Annotated in this window: 17 protein-coding genes and 2 pseudogenes; 4 read left to right on the top strand and 15 right to left on the bottom strand. The window is 67.2% G+C overall.

Annotated elements, in window-relative coordinates; all coding sequences use genetic code 11:
* Positions 1–52: 52 nt before the first annotated feature.
* Both ACP7C5_RS08120 and ACP7C5_RS08115 read left to right on the top strand, forming a co-directional pair.
* On the top strand, positions 53–1,267 hold the full coding sequence (locus ACP7C5_RS08120; RefSeq protein ID WP_426263838.1) for an MFS transporter: 1,215 nt from the start codon (positions 53–55) through the stop codon (positions 1,265–1,267).
* A 209-nt stretch (positions 1,268–1,476) separates the two neighbouring features.
* Positions 1,477–3,144 (top strand): diguanylate cyclase domain-containing protein, encoded by a 1,668-nt coding sequence (locus ACP7C5_RS08115; RefSeq protein WP_426263837.1) that lies wholly within the window; start codon positions 1,477–1,479, stop codon positions 3,142–3,144.
* Positions 3,145–3,468: 324 nt separating this feature from the next.
* On the opposite strand, the pseudogene ACP7C5_RS08110 reads toward ACP7C5_RS08115, so the two are convergent.
* The 14 genes and pseudogenes from ACP7C5_RS08110 to ACP7C5_RS08045 all read right to left on the bottom strand — a co-directional run.
* Positions 3,469–4,581: pseudogene (locus ACP7C5_RS08110) on the bottom strand (SGNH/GDSL hydrolase family protein); the annotation flags it as partial.
* A 29-nt stretch (positions 4,582–4,610) separates the two neighbouring features.
* Positions 4,611–5,031: pseudogene (locus tag ACP7C5_RS08105) on the bottom strand (MFS transporter); the annotation flags it as partial.
* Between the two features lie 149 nt (positions 5,032–5,180).
* A complete protein-coding gene (locus ACP7C5_RS08100) occupies positions 5,181–6,611 on the bottom strand; it encodes a phospholipase D-like domain-containing protein (RefSeq protein ID WP_426263836.1) in 1,431 nt (476 codons plus the stop codon).
* Between the two features lie 114 nt (positions 6,612–6,725).
* Positions 6,726–6,863, bottom strand: coding sequence for a hypothetical protein (locus ACP7C5_RS08095; RefSeq protein WP_426263835.1), 138 nt, complete (start codon positions 6,861–6,863; stop codon positions 6,726–6,728).
* A 134-nt stretch (positions 6,864–6,997) separates the two neighbouring features.
* Positions 6,998–9,724 (bottom strand): response regulator, encoded by a 2,727-nt coding sequence (locus ACP7C5_RS08090; RefSeq protein ID WP_426263834.1) that lies wholly within the window; start codon positions 9,722–9,724, stop codon positions 6,998–7,000.
* Between the two features lie 68 nt (positions 9,725–9,792).
* Positions 9,793–11,568: an SLC13 family permease gene (locus ACP7C5_RS08085; protein ID WP_426263833.1), complete on the bottom strand. Its 1,776-nt coding sequence runs from the start codon at positions 11,566–11,568 to the stop codon at positions 9,793–9,795.
* A 238-nt stretch (positions 11,569–11,806) separates the two neighbouring features.
* Complete coding sequence (locus ACP7C5_RS08080) at positions 11,807–12,145, bottom strand: hypothetical protein (RefSeq protein WP_133187904.1); 339 nt, start codon at positions 12,143–12,145, stop codon at positions 11,807–11,809.
* 143 nt (positions 12,146–12,288) lie between these two features.
* On the bottom strand, positions 12,289–14,835 hold the full coding sequence (locus ACP7C5_RS08075) for a cation-translocating P-type ATPase (RefSeq protein ID WP_426263832.1): 2,547 nt from the start codon (positions 14,833–14,835) through the stop codon (positions 12,289–12,291).
* Positions 14,836–14,921: 86 nt separating this feature from the next.
* Positions 14,922–15,737, bottom strand: a complete 816-nt coding sequence (locus ACP7C5_RS08070; RefSeq protein WP_426263831.1) for a universal stress protein — start codon at positions 15,735–15,737, stop codon at positions 14,922–14,924.
* 124 nt (positions 15,738–15,861) lie between these two features.
* Positions 15,862–16,134: a hypothetical protein gene (locus ACP7C5_RS08065; RefSeq protein WP_426263830.1), complete on the bottom strand. Its 273-nt coding sequence runs from the start codon at positions 16,132–16,134 to the stop codon at positions 15,862–15,864.
* A gap of 216 nt (positions 16,135–16,350) precedes the next feature.
* Positions 16,351–16,878, bottom strand: a complete 528-nt coding sequence (locus tag ACP7C5_RS08060) for a peptide-methionine (S)-S-oxide reductase (RefSeq protein ID WP_426263829.1) — start codon at positions 16,876–16,878, stop codon at positions 16,351–16,353.
* Positions 16,879–16,902: 24 nt separating this feature from the next.
* Complete coding sequence (locus ACP7C5_RS08055) at positions 16,903–17,808, bottom strand: diacylglycerol/lipid kinase family protein (protein WP_426263828.1); 906 nt, start codon at positions 17,806–17,808, stop codon at positions 16,903–16,905.
* 122 nt (positions 17,809–17,930) lie between these two features.
* Positions 17,931–18,992, bottom strand: coding sequence for an AI-2E family transporter (locus ACP7C5_RS08050; RefSeq protein ID WP_426263827.1), 1,062 nt, complete (start codon positions 18,990–18,992; stop codon positions 17,931–17,933).
* A 166-nt stretch (positions 18,993–19,158) separates the two neighbouring features.
* Positions 19,159–20,097, bottom strand: a complete 939-nt coding sequence (locus ACP7C5_RS08045; RefSeq protein WP_189677282.1) for a DUF808 domain-containing protein — start codon at positions 20,095–20,097, stop codon at positions 19,159–19,161.
* A 301-nt stretch (positions 20,098–20,398) separates the two neighbouring features.
* Here ACP7C5_RS08045 and ACP7C5_RS08040 point away from each other — a divergent pair, with 301 nt between their 5' ends.
* Positions 20,399–21,661, top strand: a complete 1,263-nt coding sequence (locus ACP7C5_RS08040) for a YihY/virulence factor BrkB family protein (RefSeq protein WP_426263826.1) — start codon at positions 20,399–20,401, stop codon at positions 21,659–21,661.
* A 172-nt stretch (positions 21,662–21,833) separates the two neighbouring features.
* On the opposite strand, the gene ACP7C5_RS08035 is transcribed toward ACP7C5_RS08040, so the two are convergent.
* The gene (locus ACP7C5_RS08035; protein WP_426263825.1) at positions 21,834–23,492 is read right to left on the bottom strand and encodes a M28 family metallopeptidase; all 1,659 of its coding nucleotides are present in this window, start codon (positions 23,490–23,492) and stop codon (positions 21,834–21,836) included.
* Between the two features lie 329 nt (positions 23,493–23,821).
* Between ACP7C5_RS08035 and ACP7C5_RS08030 the strand changes: the two genes are divergently transcribed.
* Entirely contained in the window at positions 23,822–26,674 is a 2,853-nt protein-coding gene (locus ACP7C5_RS08030) for a TonB-dependent receptor domain-containing protein (RefSeq protein ID WP_426263824.1), read from the top strand.
* Positions 26,675–26,716: the final 42 nt, after the last annotated feature.

The following is a 26,716-nucleotide window of genomic DNA, read 5'->3' as shown; positions in this document are numbered from 1 at the left end:
CCGCGTTCAAACGCTTGGCCGTGGCGGGTGCTACGTCCTAAGCGTCGCGCGTATGACCGTGTATCAGGACCGCTTCTTCTCCGCTCGCCGCGCCGCGCGATCGACCCTGCTGGTTCCGGTGCTGGGTGCGCTCGGCTATGCCGGATGCGTCGTTGCCTATCTCCCGCTGCTGACGCTGCTGCTGCCGCTGCGGGTCGAGCAGATCGCGGGGGACGCCCGGTTCGGCGTGCTCGCGACGGCGCTGATCGCCGGGGCGGTAATGGCGAGCGTGTCGGGGATCGTCTTCGGCTGGCTGAGCGACCGCGCGCTCGAACGCGGCGGTGGGCGGCGGCCGTGGATCGCGGCGGGGCTGATCGCGACGCTCGCTTCGTACGCCGGCATCGCGGTCGCGCGCACGCCTGAAATGCTCGTCGTCGCGGTGATGGTGTTTCAGGTGGCGCTCAACGCCGCGCTCGCGCCGCTCGTCGCGTTGCTGGCCGAGGAGAGCCTCGATCGGCAGAAGGGCGTGATGAGCGGCTTGCTCGGCGCCGCGCAGCCGTTTGCCGCGGCCATCGGCCCGCTGTTGATCGCCTGGACCGCGCCGGGACTGGGGCTTCGCCTCGCGGCGATCGGGGTGATCGCGACGCTGTGCCTCATCCCGCTGCTGGCGACGTCCGCCAAACCGACCGCGCAGCCCGGCGGTCGGACCGTCGCGGCGTCGTCGCGCGACCTCGGGCTTGCCTGGATTGCGCGACTGCTCGTCCAGATCGCGGGCAATGTGCTGTTTGCCTACCTGCTGTTCTTCATGGAGCAATTCGTCGCGCCGTCCGCGCGCGCCACCGTGCCGGTAGAGGTCGGCGGGCTGATCCTCGCCGCCAATATCGTGCCGTTGCCGATCGCGCTCGTGCTCGGCCGCTGGTCGGACCGGATCGGACGCCGCAAGCCCTTCCTCGTCGCGGCGGCGCTGCTCGATGCGACGGGGCTGGTGGTGATGGCGGGCGCGCAGGGATGGGCCGTCGCGGCGATCGGCTTCGGCCTGTATTCGATCGGCTGGTCGGTCTTTCTGACGCTGCAGATCGGCTTCGTCATGCAATTGTTGCCAAACCCACGACGGCGCGGACGCGATCTGGGGCTGATCAACCTGTCGAACACGGCACCAGTGCTGATCGGGCCGGCATTGGCCTGGGGGCTGGCGACCCCGCAGTCCTTCGCTCCGCTGCTGCTGACGCTTGCCGCCTTGTCGCTGGCTGGGGGCATCGCGATGCTCGGGGTCAAGGGACGCAAATGACGCGCGGCGCGATCCGGCCGGCCGCTGGCAGCGTTCGGTAGTGATCCTGGCGTAGCGCACGCCCACCCGTCACTCGGTGGTCTTGTCGATGGACCGAACTGCGATGATCGTCCCGCTGCTCGCGGCATCGCTCGCGCACCGCGCTGGCAAGCGCCGTCGGCATCCAGCACGAGTACGATCAGTTAAGGAAACAGGCTCTATGCAACGGTATGAGCAAGTTCGACCTCGATACGATATGGCCCACGCAAACGCTGCTGCCGCCCGCTTCCCGCCTGCTGGACATGTTGCCGGGGCTCGTCGCCTATTTCGGACCCGACCTGCGGTATCGCTATGCCAATGCGACGTATGCGACGTGGCGCGGTCTCAAACCCGCGCAGATCATCGGCCGGACGTGCCGCGAGATCGTCGGCGAGGCGAACTATCAAAGCGTGGAAATGCGGCTCGAGGCAGTGCTTCAGGGCAAGACGGTCACTGCCGAATATACGCTGTTCGACGGGAACAATGCGCGCCGCGTACAAGGCAGCTACGTTCCCGATATCGATCCGGCCGGGTGCGTGCTTGGCGTCGTCGCGCTCGTTACCGACATCAGCGTTCGTGAAGATCTCGAGGCGCGGATCGTCGAGACCGAAGGCATGTTCGACGATGCCTTCGATCATGCCCCGATCGGGATGGTCGTCATCAACGTCGATGGGCGGATGGAGCGCGTCAACGAGGCCTTCTCGACGATGCTGGGCCGGTCGAGCGAAGCGCTGACCGGAACCGATTTTCGTGCGATCACGCATCCCGATGACGTCGCGGCTGACGATCGCCAATTCCGCCAGTTGGTCGCCGGACGGCGCGCCGGCTATCGCATGGACAAACGCTATCTGCGCGGCGATGGCGAAGTCGTCCACACGACGCTTGCCGTCTCCGCGGTGCGGGGGCTGGACGGCGCCGCCCCGGTGCGGCTCATCGCGCAGATCGAAGACGTTTCGGAACGCCGCACGGCCGAACGCGAGCAGCAGGAGATCACCGCGCGGCTGATGCTGGCGATGGAAGCGGTGCGCGGCGGCTTCTGGCATATCGATGTCGAAAGCATGCGTTTCGAGATGTCGCCGTCGTTCCAGCGTTTCGTCACCGGCAGCGATACGGGTGCCTCCTCCGATCTCGCGGATTACGCCGAGCGAATCCTGCCCCCCACGCGCGAGGCGGCGTCGGTCCAGGCGTTGCTCGACGGGACGATCGACGAGACGTCGGTCGAATATGCGTTGCAGACCATCGCAGGACCGCGCTGGATGCGGTGCGACCGCCGCTTGCTGCGCGCGCCAGACGGCAGCCCGCTTCGCATCGTCGGCGTGACGATCGACGTCTCGGAAGACCGTGAGCGCCAACTCAAGGCCGAAGCCGAAGCGGGAACCGATCCCTTGACGGGGCTGCTCAATCGGCGGGGCCTCGACCAATGCCTTGCCGACCCCGCATTGCGCCTGCCGCTCGGCGTGCTGGCGATCGATCTGGATCGCTTCAAGTCGATCAACGACAGCTTCGGCCATTCGGTCGGGGATGCCGTGCTGGTCGAGGTCGCTGAGCGCCTGCGCCATGCGGTTCGGCCGACCGATCATGTCGCCCGGCTCGGCGGCGACGAATTCGCAGTGCTGTTGCCCGAATCGACCGACGACCGCGTCGCAGCCGTCGCCGAGCGGATCGAGACAGCGCTCAATCGCGCCATGGTGAGCGCGGGCGTCACGGTATCGATCAGCGCGAGCGTAGGGGCGGTGACGAACGAGGCGGACGATGGCGCAACTGCGGTCGAGCGCTTCAATGCGGCGTGGCGTCGCGCCGATGCCGCGCTCTATGAGGCTAAACGCGCTCGCCACAGGCGCTGGCTGCACCGCGACTGATTTCGTCGGCGGATATCGCGGTGGAAAGAAGCGGACCCAGGCTCCGCAGTCCGCGCGGCGCCGACCGTCGGGATCGATGCCGACGGTGTCGTTTGGCGCGCGATTTGACAGCGATGCCGGACGGCGGTCGGCTTCGTCGGCGTGCTGCGCGTCGCAACCACGCTTGGCCACAAGGTCGCGGAGATGCTCGACGCCACGGTGCCCGCGGCGACGCGGCGTCGCCTCAGCGAAACAGCGCAAGCGGGATCGCCTGGCCCATCCGGGCATGGCCTTGGCCGAGGGGTGCAGCCCATCGCCCGAGTCGAATGCCGCCGCCAGCCGGGCGGGGTTGGCGGGATCGCGCATCACCACGTCGAAATCGACCACTGCGTCGAACACGCCCGACGTCCGGATCCAGGCGTTCACGGCGAGGCGATCGGCTTCGCCCGCTGTGCCGGGATGATAATAGGCCGATCCGCCATCGGGCAGGATCGTCGCGCCAATGACCTTGATCCCGTGGGCACGCGCGCGCGCGACGATCTGGCGATAGCCTTGCTCGAGCTCGGCGACGAGTGCGGCATGCTCGGCCGCGGACACCGGGTGATCGCGCGTCAGGACGCCGAGATCGTTGACCCCCTCGAGCACGATCAGATAGCGCACGCCGGCTTGCGCGAGCACGTCGCGGTCGAGCCGGGCGAGCGCGTTGGGGCCGAGCCCGTCGCGCAGCACGCGATTGCCGCCGATCCCGTGGTTGACGAGCGACAGCCCCGATCCAGCGGGAAGCCGCGCCGCGAGCACGTCGGTCCAGCGATCGTCGCGGTCGGTGGTGGCGCCGTGCCCGTCGGTGATCGAATCGCCGAGTGCGACGATCGTCCTGCCGCAGCCGGCGACATCGACACCCGATGCGAAATACCAATGCTCGACGCGGTCGCCGACGAGCGTGGTGTCGCCGCTATGGTTGCCCGCGGCGATGTAGCTGCTCGTACGTGAGCCCGGGTGGCTGGTCACCGCGGAGGGCGCTTCGGGCAGATGGAGGCTGATCGACAGGGTCGCGCGGTCGGGAGCTTCGAGCGCGATCGGATCGGAAACGTAGTCGGCGCTGGCCGGTATGCTGATTTGGGATTGGCCGCCGAACGTGACGGCATGGTCGCTGCCGGCGCGGATGCTCGGCGAACCGCTCGCCTCGGCCAGCGCCGCGTGCACCGAGTCGATCGTCAGCGGGGCGGTCCCGACGAGGTTCGACAGATGGATCCGCACGCGCTTGCCGCCGCGCGAGAGCCAGACCGTCTGGCGCAGCGTCGCATCGCGCAGCTTGGCGGCGATGCCGGTCTCGGCCGGGTCGGCATCGCGCTGCGACGAGGCCCAGCTCGCGCTCCAGCTTGCGGTGCAGGCCGGAGCGGCGGTGGCGAGCGCGGGCACGCTCAGCGCGAGCAACGCCGTAAGCGAGCGAATGAGCATCGAGCGGTCTCCCGGTTGGTCAGTGGCGGTCACCCGGTCCGCTCCGCTGCAACCGGCGTATAGCGCGGAACGAGCAAGGGGATCACGCTGAATGCCACGCTATACGCGCACGAGGCGATGAGGAAGATCGGCTGATAGCTGCCGAGCATATCGAGGATGGTCCCGGCGAACTTCGCCATGATCATCCCGCCGACAGCCCGCCAAGCCCGATCACCGAACGGCGCGACCGCGCGGGAACAGGTCGCCCGGCAGTGCATAGACGCTGATCGAAAAGCCCTGATGAGCCGCGCACGCGAGGCCGATCGACAGCACCGCGGCTCACATACTGGGCGCCTGCGCGGCCAACGCGATCGGCTGAGCGAACAGCGCGCAGGCAAACATCGCGGTCTTGCGCGCACGGCCCGTCTGCCAGCCGCGCAGCAACAGCCGCGACGACAGCCATCTGCCGCCGTCGAACCCAATCTTCGCATCGTCGAAGCGGTGTTCCCGGCGCATCGTCCCCGGGCGGATACCGTCAGGATCTGGCGGATCGACGACACTGTCGGGCTCGAGCGGGTGAAGGCAAGCGTCGTTTCGCCCTGATCCCTGTTCGGGCGCGGTCAGAACAGCGGCGCCGCCATCGTCAGCAGATTGTCGACGAAGCGGCGGGGGAGCGATCGCTGGGCGACGCCACCATGATCGATTTCGGTCGCAGCGGCGAGCCAGCGGCGTTGCTGCGCGCCGACCTCGGCCGCCAGTGCGGGCGATTCGAACAGCACGTTGTTCTCGAAATTGAGGTCGAGGCTCCGGCGGTCCATGTTGGCCGACCCGACGAGCCCAAGCGCCTCGTCGACGACGAGCGTCTTGGCATGGAGCAGGCCGCCGCGAAACTCGTGGATATGCACGCCCGCGCGCGCCAGCACCGGGTAATAGGCGCGGCTGATCGCGCCGACGATGCGACTGTCGTTGCGCTGCGGAAAGACGATCGTGACTTGCACCCCGCGCCGCGCGGCCGCGATGATCGCGTTGAGCAAGGGCGGGTCGGGCGCGAAATACGGGGTGGTGATCACCGCTTGCTCGCGCGCCGCCGCGAGCACCGCGACGAAGATGTTGGTCATCGTCGCATGGGGCGACAGCGGGCCGGTGCCGACCGCGATCGCCGGGAAGCCGTCGGCGCGCGGCGCAGGCGGGGCGGCTGCGAGCACGGGGCGCATGTCCTCGCCGGTCTCGGCCATCCACGCCGACGCGAAGATCAGCTCGGCCTGGCGCGCGACGGGGCCTTCGTAGCGGATCAGGATGTCGACCCACGGCGCGAAGTGGCGCTTGGGGAGAAAGGCGGGATCGGCGCAGTTCTGGCTGCCACACCACGTGATTCCGCCATCGACGACGATGATCTTGCGGTGGTTGCGCAAGTCGGTGCGATGCCCGGAAAGCACGCCAAGCCCGAGCGGGACGGGCAGCGAAGCGTAGACGTGCGCGCCAGCGTCGCGCATCGCAGTCCACTGTCGCGAGCGGATCAGCGCGCGCGAGCCGATCGCGTCGGCGACGATCCGGCATGCGACGCCGCGGCGCGCGGCGCGGCATACGGCGTCGACGACCTTGGTGCCGTTGCTATCGCCGAGCCAGATGTAGAAGGACAAATGGACCGTCCGCGTCGCGGCATCGATATCGGCGACGATCGCGGTGATCGCCGCATCCGCGCCCGATGCGACTTGCGCCGTATTGCCAGTTGCCACCGGCCACCGGCTCGTCGCTTCGCACGTCCGGAAGGCGCCTTCCATCGCGGGAGACAGTATCGGCGTCGGCGCCAACGGCGCGTAGGGCAACAGCGTCGTGTACGCCGCGCGGGCGCGCTGCTTGAACGCGGTGGAGATCCACGGCTCGCCGAACAGCAGATAGAGCACCGTCCCGATCCCCGGCAGCGCGATCAGCAGCAGCAGCCACGCCGCGCGCGCATAGGCGTCGCGGCCCTCGAGCAGGATCGCACGCACGATCACCGCGAGATGCAGCGCGCCGAGCGTCAACCAGAGCGCCGTCTTGAAATCGATCATGCTTCACCCGCATTCGCCACGCGCCGACATCGGCGCGGCGGACGCCTTTCGCTAGCGGTATCGCGGGGCGCTGTCAGCGGCGTCCTCGCGCCCTCGTCGAGAGGCGTGCGCCGCTCAGCGCATGGCAAGGTCGGGCGCGGCCGCAAGCCGCTGCATCAGATCGACCAGACGATGAATCTCGCGCGATCGCCCTGCATCGGCGAGCGACCAGACACCGAACCGCCACGACGTCGCCGTTGCGACGCGCAACACCGTGATGGCCTAGTGCCGTTGATCGCACAGGATCTCCGCAAACAGCGTGTCGACCGCCGCGGGGTTCCTTCGATGGTCTGCGCGCCATGCCGGTCGGTCGCGACCAGCGCGCCGGCAATCGAGGGCCGCAACCATTAGTCTGTCGTTGTGCGCTCCGCCGCAGCGGGGGCGTCGAGCGCGACGAGCTCGGGCCTGCCCAGTGCCACGCGCACCGCACGTTTGAGAGCATCCGCGTCATACGGCTTGGCGAGCACGATCGTTCGCGCGTCCTCGAGCCCCGCCACGGCTTCGGCATCGCCAGTGGCGAACACGATCCCGACCGTCGGCCGCAGCGTCCGCGCGCGCGATGCGAGCTCGGGCCCCGACACGCCCGGCAAATTGACGTCGGTCACCAGCACGTCGATCGCGGCGGTCTGCAGCGCCATCGCCGCGTCCTCGGCGCTCGCCGCCTCGACGACGCCGACGCCGCTCGCCTCGAGCATCGCTGCGGTATCGGCGCGGATCATCGCGTCGTCCTCGACGAGCAACACCATCGGCCGGGCCGATGAGGCCGGATCGGCGGGCGGCAGCGGGGTTGCACCGGGCTCGGCGATCCCGCGCCGCGCGCGCTGGCCGGCGAGCATTTGCTCGAATTTCCGGGCGAGCGCCTCGCGCGTGTAGGGCTTCGACAGCAAGTCGATCCCGGCATCGAGCTTGCCGCCATGAACGATCGAGTTCTCGGTATAGCCCGAGGTAAACAGCACCGCGAGATCGGGCAGCCGCTCGCGCGCGCGGCGCGCGAGCTCGGGGCTCTTCAGCTGGCCGGGCATGACGACGTCGGTGAACAGCATGTCGATCGGGATGCCGCTCTCGATCACGCTCAGCGCACTGCCGGCATCGACCGCCTTGAGCACTTGATAGCCAAGCTCGCCGAGCATCTCGACCACCGTCGCGCGGACTTCGTCATCGTCCTCGACCACCAGAACTGTCTCGGTCCCGCCGACGATCGGCCCCGCGGTCGCCGCGACCTCGAGATCTTCCGACGCCATCGCGCGCGGAAGATACAGCTTGATCGTCGTGCCTTCGCCGAGCTCCGAATAGATCTTCACATGGCCGCCCGACTGTTTGACGAGGCCGTAGACCATCGACAGCCCAAGCCCCGATCCCTTGCCCTCGCTCTTGGTCGAGAAGAACGGCTCGAACACCTTGTCGATGATGTCGGGTGACATGCCGGTACCGGTGTCGCTGACCGCAAGCATGACATATTGGCCGGGTGTCACCTCGGCATGCGTCCGGGCGTATGCATCGTCTAGGCTGGCATTGCCGAGCTCGATCGTCAGCTTGCCCTGGCCGTCCATCGCGTCGCGCGCGTTGATCGCGAGGTTGAGCAAGGCATTCTCGATCTGCGCCGGATCGACAAAGGTGTTCCACAGCCCGCCGCCGACGATCGTCTCGATCTCGATGCCCTCGCCGATCGCGCGGCGCAGCATGTCGTCCATTCCGCGCACGAAGCGGGTGACATTGACGACCTTGGGCTCGAGCGCCTGGCGGCGGCCGAAGGCGAGCAGTTGCGCCGCAAGCTTGGCACCGCGCGACACGCCCGCCATCGCATTGGTCACGCGCTTCTCGGCACGCGCGTTGCCCGCGACGTCGAAGGCGAGCAGCTGCAGATTGCCCGAGACGACTTGCAGCAGATTGTTGAAATCGTGCGCCACGCCGCCGGTGAGCTTGCCGATCGTCTCCATCTTCTGCGACTGGGCGAGCACCGCCTCGGTCTGGCGACGCTCCTCGATTTCCTGGATGACGCGCGCTTCGAGCGTTTCGTTGAGATGGCGCAGTTGCCCCTCGGCACGCGCGCGATGCGCGGCCTCGCGCTCGAGCGCCTCAGCCCGGCGGACGCGCTCCTCGATGTCGAACACCATTACGTGGAAGCCCGGCACCGACCCGTCGGCCTCGATCCGCGGGATATAGCGGATCTCCGCGCGCCGTGGGCCGTCGGTATGCGGCATCACGTCGTCGACGGTGATATCCTCGCCAGCGAGCGCGCGCGCTATCATCGGCGCGCGCCGGAGGTAGAGTTTGTTGCCCATCACCTCGCGGATCGACCGGCCGATGATCTCGCTGCGTGGCCGGCCGGTCCAGGTTTCGTAATAGCTGTTGGCGAAGCGATAGATCAGGTCGCGATCGATATACGAGATCAGGATCGGCATCGCGTCGGTGACGGTGCGCAGCTCGGCTTCGCGCCATGCGAGCAGGCGTTGCGCCGCGACCTTCTCGGTATTTTCGAGGACGGTACACATCACCCCGCCGACGGCGCCGTGATCGTCATAGACGGGGGTGTAGAACAGGTCGAACACCGCCGTTTCGGGTTTCCCGTAGCGATTGAGCACCATCGACTGGTCGGGGAGCGACTGGACTTCGCCGCGGAACCCGGTCGCCAACATCGCTTTGTTGAAGTCCCAGATCTCGGGCCAGATCTCCCGCACAGTGCCGCCGAGCGCGCGCGGATGGTTGTCGCCGGCGATCACGCTATACGCATCGTTGTAAAGCATGACGTGCTCGCTGCCCCACATCAGCACCTTGGCGACGGGCGAATTGACGATGTTGTTGACCGTCGCGCGGAGCGATCCCGGCCAGCTGGCGAGGCCGCCGAGCGGCGTCGGCGACCAGTCGCGCTCACGGATCATCGCCCCGCAGCTTCCGCCGCCGATCAGCCATGGGGCGGTTGCCTTCGTGTCGACTGACCGCTCGTCGCGCAGCCGCGCGATCGCGGCGCTTATGACCGCGTCGGCCGTCGCGTAAGCGCCGAGCGCGACGCGCTCCTCGATGAACTGCTCAAGCTCGGACGGGAGCGAGACGGTGCGACTCTGAGGGCTAGGCATGGCAACCCTTTGCAACGCGGTCGGCATGTGTCAACAAATCCGCGGGTTTTGGCGGTTCGTACCGTGCGCTAGCCCAGATGCCACACCCACGCGATCAGCGGCGTCCCGACCAGGATCACCAGTACGGACAAGGGCAAACCGAGCTTCCAATAATCCCCGAAGCGATAGCCGCCGGGGCCCATGACGAGCGTGTTGCACTGGTGCCCGATCGGCGTGAGGAAATCGCAGCCGGCGCCGGTCGCTACCGCCATCAGGAAGGGGTCGGGGTTGAGGTGCAGGCCGCTCGCCACGCCGACCGCGATCGGCGCGAGCACCAGGACCGTCGGCGCGTTGTGCAGGAAAGGCGAGCAGGCCATCGCCGCGACCATTATGACGCCGAGCGCGAGCATCGCCGGGATGCCGAGCAACATCGCCGACAGCGCATGCGCGATCAGGCCGGTGCCGCCGCTATGCTGCACGGCTTCGCTGAGCGGGGTCAACGCGCCGATCAAAACCAGCACTTCGGGCTCGAGCGCGCCATAGGCCTCGCGCGTCGACAGCGCCCCCACCACGATCATCAGCACTGCCGCCCCGAAAAACGCGCCGACCACGGGCACGATCTTGAGCGCGACCAGAACCATCGCCACGGCGAGGATCATCACCGGGACATAGCGCCGGCGCCGGTCGCCGAGCTTGACCATTCGTTCGACCAGCGGGAGCAGCCCGAGCTCGGTCATCGTCTCGGGCAAGGTGTTCTCACCAGCCCGCAGCACCAGCACGTCGCCCGCGCGAAGCTGAATGTCGCGCAAGCGCTCGGTGATCCGCGCATCGCTACGGCCGACCCCCAGCAACTGGACGCCGTGCCGGTCCTGCAGCCGCGCGCGTTCGGCGGAATCGCCGATCAGCGACGAGCCTGGCTGAATCACCGCCTCGACGGTGCGCATTTCCTCGTTGGGCTCGTCCTTCGACAATTGCTTGACGTCGCGCGCTTGATCGAGCGGCACGCGCGTGAACAGCCGGTCGAGCGCTTCGTCATCGCCCTCGAGCACCAGGCTGGTGCCCGGCGTCAGCGTGGCGTCGTTGGAAGCCGCATGCGGACGACCATCGCTCCCGACGATCCCGCGCAGCTTTACCCCCGCATCGGCAAGACCCAGGTCGGCAACGGTCGCGATGCCTTCGGGAAGGCTTTCGGGGACCTTCGCTTCGGTTGCATAAGAGGCTTCGGCGGCGATGCTGTCCAACCCGCCGCGTCCCTGGCGGTCGCGTGGCAGCAGCCGCCAGCCAAAGCTCACGAAGACGAAGCCGAGCGCGGTCAGCACGAGCCCGACCGGCGCGAAATCGTACATCTGGAAGAGTTTGCCGAGCGTGTCCTGCCGCACTTGGCTGACGATGATGTTGGTCGACGTGCCGACCAACGTGACCAGGCCGCCGAGCAGCGACATGAACGCCATCGGCATCAACAGCGACGATGCCGAGGTCTCGGTCTTGCGGCCGATCCGCAGCGCGACCGGCATCATGATCGCAAGCGCGCCGACATTCTTGGTCAGCATCGACAGCAAGGCGGTCGTCCCGGCGAGCGCGGGCACTTGCGTCGCGGTGCTGTGCAGCCGCCCCATCAGCGGTCGCACAGCCCATTCGATCACGCCCGAGCGCGCGATCGCGGCGCTGACGATCAGGGCCGAGGCGATGATCACGACCACATCGCTGGTGAACCCGCTGAACGCCTGTTTGACGGGGACGTCCCGCGTCGCGATGCCGATCAGCAAGGCGACCAGCGCGATGAGATCGTAGCGAAACCGGCCCCACACGAACATCGCCACCGCGCCGCCAATCACGGCGAAGGACAGACCCTGAGCGTAGGTCATCGCGGCGGCATCCCGGCCAGCGGGTTTGCCTTGGCCGCGGTCGATGGGTGTTCGATGGTCATCGTGGTTGAACGCGCCCGCGTTCCTTCCGCTCCGTTGGCGCCTTCCAAAACACCGGCAGGCGGGCGATTTGGCGCGCCATCGCAGGGGCTAGCCGTGTACCAGCGGCATCGCGCGTCGAGCTGGTGGTCCGGTCGGACGCGCGCTGCAGGTCCGGCCGCCTTGCAACGATCCCCCGTCAGCGCTGCTTCTTCGTCGTGCCGGCGGTGAAATCGGGATCCTTCTTCGCGACCCAATCGACGAACTTGCGCACCGCAGGTTCGGCGAGCAATGCCTCGGCGTTCATGCCGTGCCGCTCGAGCTCGGAATTGGTGAAGTTGGCGGTCACCGTCTGCTGGCAGATCGGGTGCATCGGCACGACATCGCGACCGCCGCGGCTTTTGGGGACGGGATGGTGCCAGACGATGGTCTTGCCGGTCGGCCGACCGCAGAGCCAGCACGGCGGTGCCACCTCGACCGTTTCTTCCTCGCCCATCGGGTCTTCATAACCGCCGTGTTTCGAGTGCTTGCGAGCCATGCGTCTCTCTGGATCCGTGCCTGCGCCGCCCGTCATGGGCGGCGCGCTCGGTTCCCCTACACCAGCGCCGGATCGATACCGAGTGCGAATACTCGGTTCGGAGCGATCAGCGGTCCGTCAGCTTGCGGCTGCGGGGCACCCGGTCATGCCCGCGCCGCCAGCCGCGCCGTAACCGAGCGCACGAACGGTTTGCACGCCTCGAGCAAGACCAGCAGCAGCAAGCCCAGGCCGATCGCCAGCGCCATGTCGCGCCACCCGATCGATCCGAACTTGAGCAGCGCCTGCGCGCTTGGCAGGAACAGGATCAAACCCGTCACCGCCACGATCGCGCCCGCGACATAGCGGAGTGCGGCGTTGTGCCGCGTCAGGGCATCGCGCAGCGAAGCGCCGAACGAGCGGTTGACCAGGATCAGCGCGACGATCTCGGCAATCAGCGCGAAGAAGATCAGCGCGCGCAGTTCGAATTCGCCCATTCCCGAGCGGTGCTCGACCAGGAAGACTGTTCCGAGCATCGCGAACGCCAGCCCGCCCTGAAAGACGCTCCACACGATCATCGGCAGCGAGAACAACGCTTCGGCGGGATCGCGCGGGGGGCGCCGCATGATGGTGTCCTCGTCGCGCTCGGCCTCGAACACCAGGGCGCAGACCGGATCGATCACCATTTCGAGCAAGGCGATGTGGATTGGCCCGAACAGGATCGGCAGCCCGGCGAACAGCGGCAGCAGCGCAAGCCCGGCGATCGGCACGTGCACCGCGAAGATGAACGCCATCGCCTTGCGGAGATTGTCGTAGATCCGTCGTCCGAGCCGTACCGATTGCACGATCGATCCGAAATCGTCCTCGATCAGCACGATCGCCGCCGCTTCGCGCGCGACGTCGGTGCCGCGCTTGCCCATCGCGACGCCGATATGCGCGGCTTTGAGCGAGGGCGCGTCATTGACCCCGTCACCGGTCATCGCGACGATCTCGCCTGCCGCCTTGAACGCCTCGACGATCCGCAGCTTCTGTTCGGGCATGATGCGCGCGAACACTGTCACCGACTTCAGGCGTTCCGCCAACGCCGCGTCGTCGAGAGCCGCCAGATCGTCGCCGGTCAGCACGTCGCCTTCGGCAATCCCGGCCTGGCGCGCAATCGAGCGCGCGGTCGCGGCATAGTCGCCGGTAATCATCACGACGCGGATCCCGGCACGGCGACACTCGGCGACTGCCTCTGGGACGCTTGCTCGGATCGGGTCGGCAAGGCCGACGAGGCCGGTCAGCGCATAGGCATAGTCGCTTTGGGTCGCGGCCCAATCCCGGTCTTTCGGCGTCGCGCGCGCGACGGCAAGCACGCGGATGCCGCGAACCGCCATCGCCTCGACAGCGGCCGTCATCGCCGCCAGTTCGGCCGCCGACAGATGACACAGGCGAGCTATAGCCTCGGGCGCGCCCTTGGCCGCGATCGTCAAGGCATCGCCATCCGCCCAGACGTTCGACATCGCCAGCAAATCGGGTCGCAGCGCATAGGCATGGACCAAGGCGCCTGTGGGCAGCGACGCGGTCGTCGCGTTCGCCGCGCGGGCGCTGTGCAACGCCAGTTCCATCGGATCGGTCGGCTCGGCCGCGCTGGCGAGTGCGGCAGTGGCGAGGAGATCATGATACGCCGCGCCGACCGCAAGATCGGGCTGCAGTGCGAACGTTTCGCCCGACGGCAGCCAGAGCTCGGTCAGTGACATCCGGTTCTCGGTCAGCGTGCCGGTCTTGTCGGTGCACAGCACGGTGGCCGATCCGAGCGTCTCGATCGCTGCGGCGCGCCGCGTGAGCACGCCGACCGCGCCGATCCGCCAAGCCCCCATCGCGAGAAACACCGTCAGCACGACGGGGAATTCCTCGGGCAGCATCGACATGCCGATCGCGATCCCGGCGAGCGCCGCATCGATCCAGCCGCCGCGCAGCAGCCCGTACAGCAGCACGACGAGCAGCGCGACCGCGCCGCCGCCGATCCCGCACCACGTGACGATCCGCGTCGTCTCGCGCCGCAGCCGCGGCGCTTCGGTCTCGAGCGTGGCGAGCGACTGGCCGATCTTGCCGATCTCGCTACGCGGCCCGGTCGCCAGCACGCGCGCGATGCCGCTGCCGCGCGTCACCAGCGAACCCGAATAGACGTAGGGCTGGTCGTCGCCGCCCGGACGCCGCGCCGCGCCCGTATCCTGCTCGCTGCCGGCGACCTTGTCGACGGGCAGCGACTCCCCCGTCAGCAGCGATTCATCGGCCTGCAAATCGGCGGCCTCGACCAGCATCGCGTCGGCGGCGATGCGATCGCCCTGTTCGAGCACGAGCAGATCGTCGCGCACCACGTCGCGGCCCGCGATCCGGACCCGAACCCCGTCGCGGATGACGAGCGCGCGCGGCGCGGACAGGTCGCGCAGCGCGTCGAGCACGTGTTCGGTGCGGGTCTCCTGGACCACCGTCACGACGATCGAGAAGGTCGCGAAGGCGAGCAGGATCAGCGCTTCGGTGAGGTCGCCGAGCAGCAGATAGGCGATGCCGCCCGCGAGCAACAGGACGAGCATCGGCTCGCGGAACACGTCGAGCGCGATGCGGAGCATCGATCGCCGTCCAGCGCTTTGCAGCGCATTGGGGCCGTCGCTCGCCAGGCGCTCGGCCGCAGCGGCCGTTGAAAGGCCGGGGTGGCGTGGTGGGACGGTCATCGCATCTGGCGCCGTAACGCGTGGCAATCGTCGGCGCGGATGGTCTGCCCGCGTCCTGTGATCGTGTCGTACGCTGCGTGCCGCATTCAATGGGCCATCAGGACGGGCAGGCGCGGGTCGGCGATCAGGCTGCGCGTCACCCCGCCGAGCAGGATTTCACGGACGCGGGCGTGTCCGAAGCCACCCACCGCAAGCAGATCGGCCCCATGTTCGAGGGCGAAGCCGGTGAGCGTGTCGTGCGCGCTCTCCGAGCGATCGAGCGCATGGCCCGTCACGGAAAAACCATGCCGCTCGAGCAGCGTGACGACCGGTGCGAGATCGGTCTCGGCGAGGTCGTCGAGGCCGTGCTCAACCGAGACGACATCGATGCGGGCGCCGGGCGCGGCGAGATGGATCAAATGGTGCAAGCTGCGCATCGCCGCAGGACCCGGCTTCCAGCCGAACACCGCATGGTCGATCGCGCGAAGCGACCGCCCCGATGGAAGCAGCAGCAGCGGCAAGCCCGACGACAGCAGGATCGTCTCGATCGTGCGGCGCCGCAGCCAGTCGATCGACCAGGTTTCGGCGGGGCCAAAGACGACGATATCCGCAAGCGGGGCGGTCGCGCGGACGTCGCCCGGGATCCAGCCGACATCGTCGAAATGCGAGACGACCTCGGCAGGCGCGCCCGGCGGCAGCATCGCGCGGACGCTATCGGCGTGCATTTGCGCGAGCTGCCGGATCTGTCCGGGCAAGGTGTAGAGCGTCCCAAGCGGCGCAAGCTGTTCCGAGAGTAGCGGGGCCGCGGTCAGCACGTCGAAGATGACATGCGCTTGCCGGAACGCGGCGAGTGTCAGAACCGTGTCGATGAAACCCGATTTCCGGGCGGGCCCTTCGACAATTGCGAGAAGTGTCTTGATCATGGCGGCCCCCGTTGGAGGCGCCATATTGCGCCGGACGGGGCGCTGTCGCTCTACGTGACTCTACGGACGATCGTCCGCCCAGCGCGCAAACCATGGTGCCGGGCTGGGTCGGAGGCGACAGCGATCACGATGGCTCAGACGGCGGCTGCCGGTCGATGCGAACGTCCTCGCGCGCCCAGGCGTCGCGGGACTGGCACGTGTCGATCGATGGACCAGGATGCGGATCGGCAGCGGGCGGATCGGCAAAGAAGCGGATGCAATACACGTCGCGCCGCGCGTCATACCGCACGCGGTAGTCCTCGGTCGTCGTGGCACCCGACGGTGCGGTGGCCGCGGGTGGCTGACCCGTCAGCAATACCGCAGCGGCAAGAAGCGTGATCGTTGTGATACCCGTCATATCCAAGCTCCCCGTTGCGGCGGCCGTCCGTGGCGCCGCGTACTGGTCGCTCTGCAAGTCGTGTGCCATGCGAGTAATACACCTGCAAGCGCAGCGGGCGCAAAGCGGCTGTCGGTGCGAGCCGCCACAAGATGGCGGATCCCGCCAGACACAGGTCGTTCGCCAGGCGCAATTGTGCTGCTTCGCGCCTAGCGTGACGAACTGACGACGATCGCCTTATTCGGTTCGCGGCGGAGCCAGGTCTGCCTTCGCCGCCGCTGCTTCAGGAAGCGCGTTGTCGGCGAATTGACGCCGGATAAAATCGAGCTTGGGGTCGATATAGCGGCGGCAAAACGGCCTCTGCGGGTCGGTCCGATAATAATTGCGATAGCGCGCCTCCGACGGTTCGAAGCCGACAAAGGCAAGCACCAGCGTTCGAGGAGCCTCTCGCGAAGCGCTGGCGAACTGATCGATTGCGCGCTCGGCCACTGCGCGCTGCTCCGCTGTAAAAACATAGACCGCGCTGCGATAGCGGCCGCCCGGCGAGTAGGTCCCGTTGGCCGAATGCGTCCTGAGATGGACCTCGATGAGCGTCGCCAAGCTGATGACCGCCGGATCGAAGCCGACGATCACGCCTTCCGCCGCGGCCTCCCACGGGGCTTCCGACCGAATGAAGCCCTGGTCGACCTGTGCGACACCGCGCAGCGCCTGGAATACGCCCTCGGTGCACCAATGACAGCCGCCGCCAAAGCCGATCGTTTCCACGGTTGGTTCTCAGCGCCGACCGGATCAGACAAATGCAGCGCCGCGCGGCACCGCAATCTCGACAGCCTGCGCGGCGATCTTGGCAACGACTGGGGTCTTGGCGAGGACTTCGCCGTCGATCGAGATCTTCATCCGCGGCGTCGTCTCGATGCGAAAGGTGCAGCCGCGAAATTCGCGCGTGTGCGCCTGCCGGTCACGCAGCCGGAAGAACTTGGCGTACCAGTCGGCGGCAAGGCGCGCGCGGCTGCGACCGACGACCGCCTGGATGACGATCTCGCCGCTTTCCAGATTTGCGTTGTCGGACAGTTCGACACCACCATGATAGCATCCGTTGAGAATGCGGACCTCGGTCGACCACATCCGCCGCTCGACGATCCCGTCGTCGATCATCAGCCGGAACGCGCGGAAGCGGATCGAGCAGCGTAATGCCCAGAGGAGATATCCGACACGGCCGAGGTACCGCTTCAGCGCATGCGGCACGGTCTGCCCGATCAAGGCGGGCAGGCCGATCGAAGCGCCGTTGACGAAATAGTCGCCGTCGATCATCCCCAGATCGACGCGCCGACGCATGCCATCGGCAATCACCGCGATCGCACCGTCGAGATCGAGCGGCAACTCGAGCGTGCGCGCAAAGCTGTTGGCGGTGCCGAGTGGCAGGACCGCGAAGACGCAACTCTGGCCGATCAGTTCGTCGATCGTCCCTGACAAGGTGCCATCGCCCCCGCCGACAATCACCATCGGCGCGCCGTTCGCCACCGCGCGGCGGACCGTTTCGGCGAGCGCGTCGGGGTCCTCGACCGCATGGGCTTCGGTCAGCGTCATCCCCGCCGCCTCGAGCTTGGCCTTCGCCTCGACGAAGAGATCGCGCCCGCTCCGCGAATGCGCGTTGACGATCAGGGCCGCGGCGCGGGGGAGGGGGGCTGGGGTCATCGCATGACAACTCACATGGAACGATTTGGATGCCGCGCAGCACGGCGTCTTGGACCGACGGTGTTCGACGGCAACGGCACCTCCGGGCTTTTCACGGTCGTGTCGGGCCGGCGCGATCGTCGTCAGGAGCGGGCGCGGGCATCGTCGCGAATTGGCGCGCCGTCGGTTCCGGCTGGATCGCCCAAGCGCTTTTCGGTCAGGATGCTCCAGCCCGTGATGAACAGCGCGCCAGCGATCGGGCCGACGACGATCCCGCTGAGGCCGACCAGCTCGACGCCGCCCAGCGTCGTCACCAGGACGAGCCAATCAGGAATGCCGGTGTCGCGCCCGACCAGCATCGGCCGCAGAATATTGTCGGCCAGGCCGATCACCAGCATGCCAGACGCGACGACCACGCCGGCCTGCCAATATGCACTCGTGGCCAGCAAGTAGACCGCCACCGGCGCCCAGATGATCGTCGGCCCGATCGCTGGCAGCAGCGCGGCGATCGCCATCAACACGCCCCACAACAAGGCTGCAGGCAGCCCCACGATCCAGAAGGTCGCGGCGCCGAGCGCACCTTGCACCAGGGCCACGACGACCGAGCCCTTGATCGTCGCCCGTGCGACCGAAACGAACTGGTCGGCGATCCGGGTCGCGACGCTCTGCTCGAGCGGAAGGCCGCGGACGATCGCCGGGCCGAGCCGCTCGCCGTCGCGCAGCAGGAAGAAGGTGACGTAAAGCCCGACGCCGAATGCGAGCAGGAACGCCGCGGCGTTTGCGCCGATCGAGAGCGCGCGCCCGGCAAGCAGGCTCGCACTGTTGCTCACTGCCTCGACGACTTGGGTCTTCGCGCGCTCGAAGCTGCCGAACCCGGCGCTGTCGAGCATTTGCTGGAGCCGGATCGGCAGGGCGTCGTGGATCTTTTCGAAATAGGACGCGATGTTGATCTGGCCCGAGCGGATCTGGGTATAGACGCCCGCTGCCTGGTCGACGACCATGCTGCTCACGATCAACGACGGCAGCACGATCGCGACGGTGATGATCAGCAGCGCGACCAGGGCGGCGCGATTGCGGCGTCCCGGCCAATAGCCAAGCAAGCGCTGGTAGAGCGGCTGGAACAGGATCGCGGCAAGCGCGGACCACAGCAGCGCGCCGAGGAAGCTCGAAACGACCAGTACCAGTCCGACCGAGATCGCGGTCACAAAGAGAATAAGCCCGCCGTTTTCAACGCGCTGTCGATCGATCGCGATTGTCTGGTCCTCCAAAGATCTTAGCCGGGGCAATGCGGTGGCAAGGCGACGAAATCTGTCGTTGCGGGGCCGTAACGCGCAACGGTGCGGATCGCTCCGTAAGAAACTGCCGCGCGGTTTATGCGTGCCCGCCGCGCAGCCGCGTCACCGCAGAATGCCCGAGCACGATCGCGCCGCCGACGACAAGGCCGACCACCGCCGCGAAGGCAGCGCCCGCGGTCCAGCTCGCCACGCCGCCGATCGCCGGCAGCGCGGCCGCGGCCGTGCTGAAGGCGTGGCTGACATGCGCCGGGCCGCTCACCCCGAAGGTCTCGAGCCCATGCACCAGGATGCCGCCGCCGACCCAGATCATCGCTGCCGTGCCGATGATCGCCAAGACGCGCATCAATATCGGCATGCCGATCACCAGCCCGCGGCCGACCGCGCGGGAAACTGCGCCCTCCCGTCTCGCCAGGAACAGGCCGATATCGTCCATCTTCACGATCAGCGCGACCACGCCGTAGACCCCGAGCGTGATCGCGACGCTGACCAGCGCCAGCACGATCGCCTGAGTGATGATCGGCGAGGACGCCACTTCGGCAAGCGCGATCGCCATGATTTCGGCCGATAGGATCAAGTCGGTGCGGATCGCGCCCGACACTTTCTGCGCCTCCAGCGTCGCGGCGTCGCCTTCCACCGGCGCGGCTTCGGCCGCATGCCCGCCGAAGATCGCCTCGACGACTTTCTCGGTCCCCTCATAACACAGATAGGCGCCGCCGAGCATCAATAGCGGGGTCACCAGCCACGGCGCGAAGGCGCTCAGCAGCAGCGCCGCCGGAAGCAGGATCAGCAATTTGTTGCGCAGCGACCCGAGCGCGATCTTGCCGATGATCGGCAATTCGCGCTTGGCGGTGAAGCCCGCGACGTAGCGCGGCGTCACCGCGGCATCGTCGACGATCACGCCCATCGCCTTGCTGCCGGCCTTGCCCGTTGCGGCGGCGACGTCGTCGAGCGACGCGGCGGCGAGCTTGGTGATCGCGGCGACATCGTCGAGCAGTGCTACGAGTCCTGACGGCATGGTATTCCCTGTGATTGTCGGGTGATTGTCGAGTGGTTGTCGGCCCGCGAACGCGCGGATGTTCGGGGCGGGGCAAAACCAAGGTGAGGTAACGGTGGGCGAGACGGCAGCTCAGGCGGTGCTAACCGATCGAGGTACGGTGGCTCAACGCGACAACACGCTTCGTCGTCGCGCAGACATGCAATGTAACGCGCCAGCAATGGTGCGGAAACACAAAGCTGTCGGGAAGCGTGCCGAAATTGCGGGTCCGAGTGGCGCGCGGGAACGCTAGTGGAAGGCAGGTGTTCAGGCACCGCGTCGCATGATCGGGCGCTGGGAACGGGCAGAGCTATTGAACGCGCAAGGGCATGACGCCACCACCCCGTGGCAGATGCCACCAAAGGCCTGGCTCAGCGTCGCAAAGCGCACCTGGGCCGAAACGGGGAGCGACAATATTGGTCTGATCGCCGCTGGCGTCGCCTTTTACGGCTTTCTTGCGCTCGTGCCGCTGCTCGGCGCGATCGTGCTGATCTATGGCATTGCCGCCGAGCCTTCGACCGTGATGCACAACATGAAGCAGTTGATGGCGGTGATGCCCGCCGAAGTCGCCAAGCTGATCGGCGAACAGCTGATGAACGTCGTCAAGACGTCCGACGGCAATAAGGGTTTCGGCTTGTTGCTCGCGGTCGGTCTCGCGCTGTTTGGCGCGCGCAATGGGGCGGGCGCCGTGATCACCGCGCTCAATGTCGTGTATGAGGAGCAGGAAGCACGCGGTTTCGTCCGGCTCAATGTGCTGGCGCTCGGCATCACCGCCGCCGCCGTGCTTGTGGCGATCCTGGCGCTGGTCGCGGTCGCGGCGCTCGGCTATCTCCAGGCGGTGCTTCCGCAGGCGCCCGATGCGGTCGTCGTGCTCGGGAAGCTCGTCGCCTATCTGCTGCTGACACTGGCCGGGGCGGGCGCGGCGGCGACGCTGTACCGCTATGGCCCGTCGCGGCAGAATGCGCGCTGGATATGGTTGACGCCGGGTTCGCTGTTCGCGGCGCTGATGTGGCTGGCGCTGACGGTCGGTTTCGGGGTCTACGTCGCCAATTTCGGCAATTACAATGCGACCTACGGCTCGCTCGGTACGGTCGTGGTGACGCTGACCTGGCTCTATCTCTCGAGCTACATCCTGTTGTTCGGAGCCGAGCTCAATGCCGAGCTCGAGCATCAGACCGCCACGGATACGACCACGGCCGATGCGCCACTCGGGGCGCGTGGCGCCTGGGTCGCCGATCATGTCGCCGATGACGGCATCCCCGATGCATCGCCCGGGGGCCTGACGGCGGCCAAACCGAGCGGGGTCGGAGACGTGGTCGCGAGCCGTGGCGCGGTGCTCGCGGCACAGATGATCGGTCTGCCTAAAGTCGGCTGGGTGCCGTCGGCCGCGGCAACGCTCGGGCTCGCTTTGTTGCGGCGAGGGCGTGGGGTGTCGGGTGTGGCTGTGATCGGCGTTACCGCGGCGACGATGTGGGCTTTGCGCGAACGCCCGGCAGCCCATCCGCGCGAGCCGGACCCGCCGCAATCCCCGGTGAGCGATCGATAACCGCCTTATCGCCGCATCACTTTGGACCGCTCGCGAACCGGGCAAGGAAATCGATGAGCGTCGATATTGATGAACGCGGGGCTCTGACCTGGGCGGCGGACCCGACTGTCCGATGCGGCAGCCCAATACGGACGGCCAATACCGCAGATCACCGGAACGCGGACGTGCCGGATCAGCGCCGCAGCGTTTCGCTTCGATCGCGCACCGCCTTGAACTCGGATCCGTCCTTCCAGCGTGGCCAGCGCGACGTGTGGGCGAGTTCGTCGCCGATCTGACCGATCAACCCGATGTCCTGCACCGCACCGGCGAGGTTCCAATCGGGGCTCCACTGGTCGCAGGCCTGATGATAGCATTGCCCGGTATAGGCATCGATCCACGCTTGGCCGGCCTTGACGCCGCCTTGCTTGAGGTCGGTCGCGCCGGCAATTCCCATCATGAGCAACACCGGCACGCCGCGCTTGGCGAAGGAGAAATGGTCGGCGCGGTAGAACAGCCCGCGTTCGGGCAAGCCTTCGGGCGTGATGCGGCGGCCCTGCGTCGCCGCGACGCGCGCCATATCGTCTTCGAGCGTATCCTGCCCCTTGCCGACCAGCACCACGTCGTTGCCGGCCCCCGCGGTCTGGAGGATATCGATCGCGAGGTTGGCGACGGTCGTTTCGAGCGGGAAGACGGGGTGGGTGGCGTAATATTCGGATCCGAGCAACCCGCGCTCCTCGGCGGTCCAGGCGGCGAACACGACGCTGCGATCGGGCGCTGGGCCGGCCTTGATCGATCGGGCGATCTCGAGCAGCCCGGCGATGCCGAGCGCATCGTCGTTGGCGCCGGCGCGATAGACGCGGCCCTGCGCATCGGGCGGGCCCTTGCCGTACGCATCCCAGTGCGCCCCGAACATCACGCTTTCCTGCGGGCGCTTCGTGCCGGCGATCCGCGCGAGCACGTTATGGCTGTCGATCCGTTCGTGGGTGACCGGGATGCTCGCATCGAGCGTCACGCCGGGCAGCGGCACCGGTCGGAAACCCGAGGTTCGGGCGGTGACTTCGAGCGCGGCGAGATCGAGCCCTGCTGCGGTGAAGAGCGCGCTGGCGGCATCGCCGGCGATCCAGCCTTGCAAGCGCAGGCTGGTAACGTCCTCGGGCTTGCGCGCGATGTCGTAATTCTCGCCGCCCGGGCTGATCACGACGTTCCAGCCATATCCGGCGCCCGCGGTCTCATGCACGATCAGCGCACCGATCGCCCCGTGCCGCGCGGCTTCCTCGAACTTGTAGGTCCAGCGCCCGTAATAGGTCATCGTGCGGTCGCCGAACTTGCCCGCCGCGGGATCGCCCGGCTTGGCGGCGAAATCGGGGTCGTTGACGAGGAACACGAGCACCTTGCCCTTCACGTCGACGCCCTTGAAATCGTCCCAGCCACGCTCGGGTGCGGTGACGCCGTAGCCGACGAAGACCAGCGGGGCCTTGGCGATCGTGGAGACATCGTCGGGCCGGATCGTCGAGACATAGACCGAACGCGATTGTTCGAGCGCGACCGCTGCCTTGGGCGTGGTGAAGCGCAGCACGCTCGGCGTTCCCAGCCGCGTATGGAGCAACGGCACCGTCTGCACCCATTGCCCGTTGGGGCCGCCGGGCTCGAGCCCGAGCGCCTGGAAGCGCGCGATGAGATAGCCGACCGTTCGGTCTTCCCCCGCCGTCCCGGGCGCGCGGCCCTCGAACGTGTCCGACGCGAGCGTCTTGACCGTTTCGGTCAAGCGGGCGGGGTCGATCGTCTGCTTGGCAAAAGCGGGGGTGGCGCTCGCGAGGAGCGCGGCGAGCAAAGCGAGGGTGCGCAGGGTCATCGCCGCACTGTATCGCGCACCTCTCGCAGCGCAACTGCGCGACGCTCGACCGTATGCGCCGTCCCGATAAGGACAGATCCGCGTTGCACCGGAAAGCGGAAGCGCGCGCTGCGCCGGTATCACCTTTGCCAGAGTCACCACCCGTAACGACTGTCTCTCATTTATCACAATATCGGGCGAAAAGGCCGATCCGGGCAGATTGCGCCTTGCCACCCTACGACAGATTGTTTCAGTTTCGTCGCATAGATCCGGAGAGGATGTCGCGAAGACGACTAACGGGGGATCGAATCATGCAAAAGTTGACGTCGCGATGCTATGCAAGTGGTGCCATGCTCGCACTCGCTGCGGGGCTGGCGGTCGCACCGGCATCGGCGCAGACCGTGCCGGACAGCGCAGCGTCGGCGTCCGATCAGGACATCGTCGTCACCGGATCGCGCATTCGCCGCAGTCCGCTCGACCAAGACAAGCCGGTCATCACCGTCGATCAGACCGCGATCGCGCGGACCGGCCTCAGTTCGGTCGCCGACGTGCTGCAACGCTTGCCGAGCGCGGGCGGTGGTCTCAACACCAAGGTCAACAATGCCGGCAATATCGGCGGCCCGCCCGATGGCACCGGCGTGAGCTCGGGCGCGGCGGAGATCGACTTGCGCTATCTCGGCGCGAAGCGGACGCTAGTGCTCGTCGATGGCCTGCGCTACGTCAACGGATCGTCGGCGGGGGGCATCCCGGCGTCGGTCGATCTCAACGAAATTCCGATGAACTCGATCGAACGGATCGAAGTGCTCCAATCGGGCGCTTCGCCGCTCTACGGCACCGATGCTGTGGCGGGTGTGGTCAACATCATCACCAAGCAAAACCAGAAGGGTCTGCGGGCCAACGCCCAGTTCGGCACCTTCCGCCAGGGCGACGGCCACACGCAGAATTACGAGCTAAGCTACGGCATCCAGAAGCCCGAAAGCGGGACGTCGGTGGTGCTCGGCGGCTATTACACCAAGCAGGAAGCGGTCAGCACCGCCAACCGCGCGATTTCGCAATTTCCGTCGGCGGGTGCGGTCTCGTGCGCCGACCCGGCCTTTGCCGCGAGCGGCGGGGTGGGATGCAGCGGTTCGCCGCCACTCGGGCGCTACCGTGTGCTCGGCCAGAACCTGACACTCAGGGCGCCAGTGATCGGCCGCACTGCGACGCTTGCCGATTTCAAGACCTTCACCGATGCCGACCGCTTCAACTTCGCGCCGTTCAACTATCTGCTGACGCCGTCCGAGCGCTACGGCGGGTTCCTCAACTTCAAGCAAGCGCTGAGCGATGCGGTCAACATGCGCGTCAAGCTGGTGTACAACCACCGGCATTCGCGGACCCAGGCGGCGTTCCTTCCGCTCGTGATCGGACCGGGCGCTGGCAACGGCAATCTGCTCGACCGGATCTCGGTCGATGCGAGCAACCCGTTCAACCCGTTCGGCGTCACGCTTTCATCGGGCGTCAACCTCGACGGTACGCCGTCGGGGCGCCCGGCGAACTACGTCGCGATCAACCGGCGTTTCGTCGAGGGCGGCCAGCGCGTCTTCACGCAGGATGTCGATACCTTCTCGGGCACGGTGACGCTCGACGGCTCGTTCCACATCGGCGACCATAAATGGTTCTGGGACGCGAACGCGGTCTACGGGCTCAACGACGCACACCAGCTCTTCACCGGCAACGTCAACGCCGCCAAGCTCGCGCAAGCGCTCGGGCCGGTGTCGCAATGCACCGGGGCGTGCGTGCCGTTCAACATTTTCGGCGGCGCGACGGTCGGCGGGGCCGGTTCGATCACCCCGGCGATGCTCTCCTTCGTGACCTTCGACCAGCGCGACAAGAGCCAGCAGGAGCTCAACGATTTCAGCGCCAATCTGTCGGGTGCGCTGTTCACGCTCCCTGCGGGCGATGTCGGCGTGGCGATCGGCTATGAGCATCGCGACCAGGGCGCGAGCTACGATCCTGATCCCGTGATCGTTGCCGGGCTAGGCGCCGACGTCCCGACCCAGCCAAGCCGCGGCCGCTTCAACGTCGACGAGATTTACGGCGAGCTGCGCGTGCCCATCCTCACCAACACGCCGTTCTTCCAGAAGCTCGAATTCGACGGTGCGGTGCGCCATTCGAACTATTCGACCTTCGGCAGCAACACCGTGTTCACCGCATCGGTCTTGTGGAAGCCGACGGCAGACCTGCTGTTGCGCGGCGGCTATGCCGAGAGCCTGCGCGCGCCGAGCATCGGCGAGCTCTACGCCGGCGCGTCGCGATCCGACCAGACGATCCAGGATCCGTGCACCAGCGGGCTCGGCGGATCGTTCCAGACGAACGCGACCGTGAAAGCGAACTGCATCGCCAATGGCGTGCCCGCAAATGGCAGCTATGCCGAGCCCGCCGGGCAGATCGGCGTGTTCTCCGGGGGTAACGTCAAGCTCAAGCCGGAAACCGCGGTGACCTGGACCGCGGGCGGGGTGTACAGCCCGTCCTGGGCGCGGGGCGGCATCGCCAGCGTGCTCAGTCTCGAGGTCAATTATTACGCGATCAGCTTGAGCAACGCGATCGACTCGGCGCCCGCGTCGCTGATCCTGTCGCGTTGCGCGTTCAATGCCGATGCGCCAAGCTGTGCGCTCGTCAAGCGCACGACCGTGGGCACGATCGCATCGGTGGGGGCTGTCTTGCAGAACCTCAACTCGATCAAGACCGACGGGCTCGACGGCACGTTCCTCTACCGCACGCCGCAGATCCACGGCGGAACCGCCGGGCTCAGCGTCAACGCCGCGTATCTGCTGAAGTATGACGCGCTGCTGCCGACCGGCCTGCAGCAATGCGTCGGGAAAGAGCGCTGCCTCTCGGTCGACCAGGCGTTCCCGCGCTTCAAGCTCAATGCGACGGTCGATTTTGCGACGCCTGCATTCGGGGCGTCGTTCACCGGCCGTTACATCAGCGCGGTGACCGAGAACAATGCGACCAAACACCGGATGACGCCGACCTTCTACGGCGATATCCAGCTGTATCTGTCGCCCGCATGGATGCAGAAGTTCAAGCTCGTGGCGGGCGTGAACAACGTCTTTAACAAGCAGCCGCCGGTCTGCATCACGTGCGACGGCGCGAACTTCGATGCGACGACCTACGATGTCCCCGGCCAGTTCGGCTATCTGCGGCTGTCATACGGCTTCTGAGGCATCGGTCGGAGCGACCGACCGACGAGGATTGATCTTGTC

It is taken from the genome of Sphingomonas sp. PWP1-2, assembly GCF_049898305.1.
Taxonomy (GTDB): Bacteria; Pseudomonadota; Alphaproteobacteria; order Sphingomonadales; family Sphingomonadaceae; genus Sphingomonas; species Sphingomonas glacialis.
The sequence above is the reverse complement of the archived record's forward strand: the minus strand, read 5'-3'. Positions and strand labels throughout refer to the sequence as shown.

Coding starts and splice junctions, on each gene's coding strand:
- ACP7C5_RS08120 (WP_426263838.1), top strand. CDS start 53: ATGACCGTGTATCAGGACCGCTTCTTCTCCGCTCGCCGCGCCGCGCGA.
- ACP7C5_RS08115 (WP_426263837.1), top strand. CDS start 1,477: ATGAGCAAGTTCGACCTCGATACGATATGGCCCACGCAAACGCTGCTG.
- ACP7C5_RS08100 (WP_426263836.1), bottom strand. CDS start 6,611: ATGATCGATTTCAAGACGGCGCTCTGGTTGACGCTCGGCGCGCTGCAT.
- ACP7C5_RS08090 (WP_426263834.1), bottom strand. CDS start 9,724: ATGCCTAGCCCTCAGAGTCGCACCGTCTCGCTCCCGTCCGAGCTTGAG.
- ACP7C5_RS08085 (WP_426263833.1), bottom strand. CDS start 11,568: ATGACCTACGCTCAGGGTCTGTCCTTCGCCGTGATTGGCGGCGCGGTG.
- ACP7C5_RS08080 (WP_133187904.1), bottom strand. CDS start 12,145: ATGGCTCGCAAGCACTCGAAACACGGCGGTTATGAAGACCCGATGGGC.
- ACP7C5_RS08075 (WP_426263832.1), bottom strand. CDS start 14,835: ATGACCGTCCCACCACGCCACCCCGGCCTTTCAACGGCCGCTGCGGCC.
- ACP7C5_RS08070 (WP_426263831.1), bottom strand. CDS start 15,737: ATGATCAAGACACTTCTCGCAATTGTCGAAGGGCCCGCCCGGAAATCG.
- ACP7C5_RS08065 (WP_426263830.1), bottom strand. CDS start 16,134: ATGACGGGTATCACAACGATCACGCTTCTTGCCGCTGCGGTATTGCTG.
- ACP7C5_RS08055 (WP_426263828.1), bottom strand. CDS start 17,808: ATGACCCCAGCCCCCCTCCCCCGCGCCGCGGCCCTGATCGTCAACGCG.
- ACP7C5_RS08045 (WP_189677282.1), bottom strand. CDS start 20,097: ATGCCGTCAGGACTCGTAGCACTGCTCGACGATGTCGCCGCGATCACC.
- ACP7C5_RS08040 (WP_426263826.1), top strand. CDS start 20,399: ATGATCGGGCGCTGGGAACGGGCAGAGCTATTGAACGCGCAAGGGCAT.
- ACP7C5_RS08035 (WP_426263825.1), bottom strand. CDS start 23,492: ATGACCCTGCGCACCCTCGCTTTGCTCGCCGCGCTCCTCGCGAGCGCC.
- ACP7C5_RS08030 (WP_426263824.1), top strand. CDS start 23,822: ATGCTCGCACTCGCTGCGGGGCTGGCGGTCGCACCGGCATCGGCGCAG.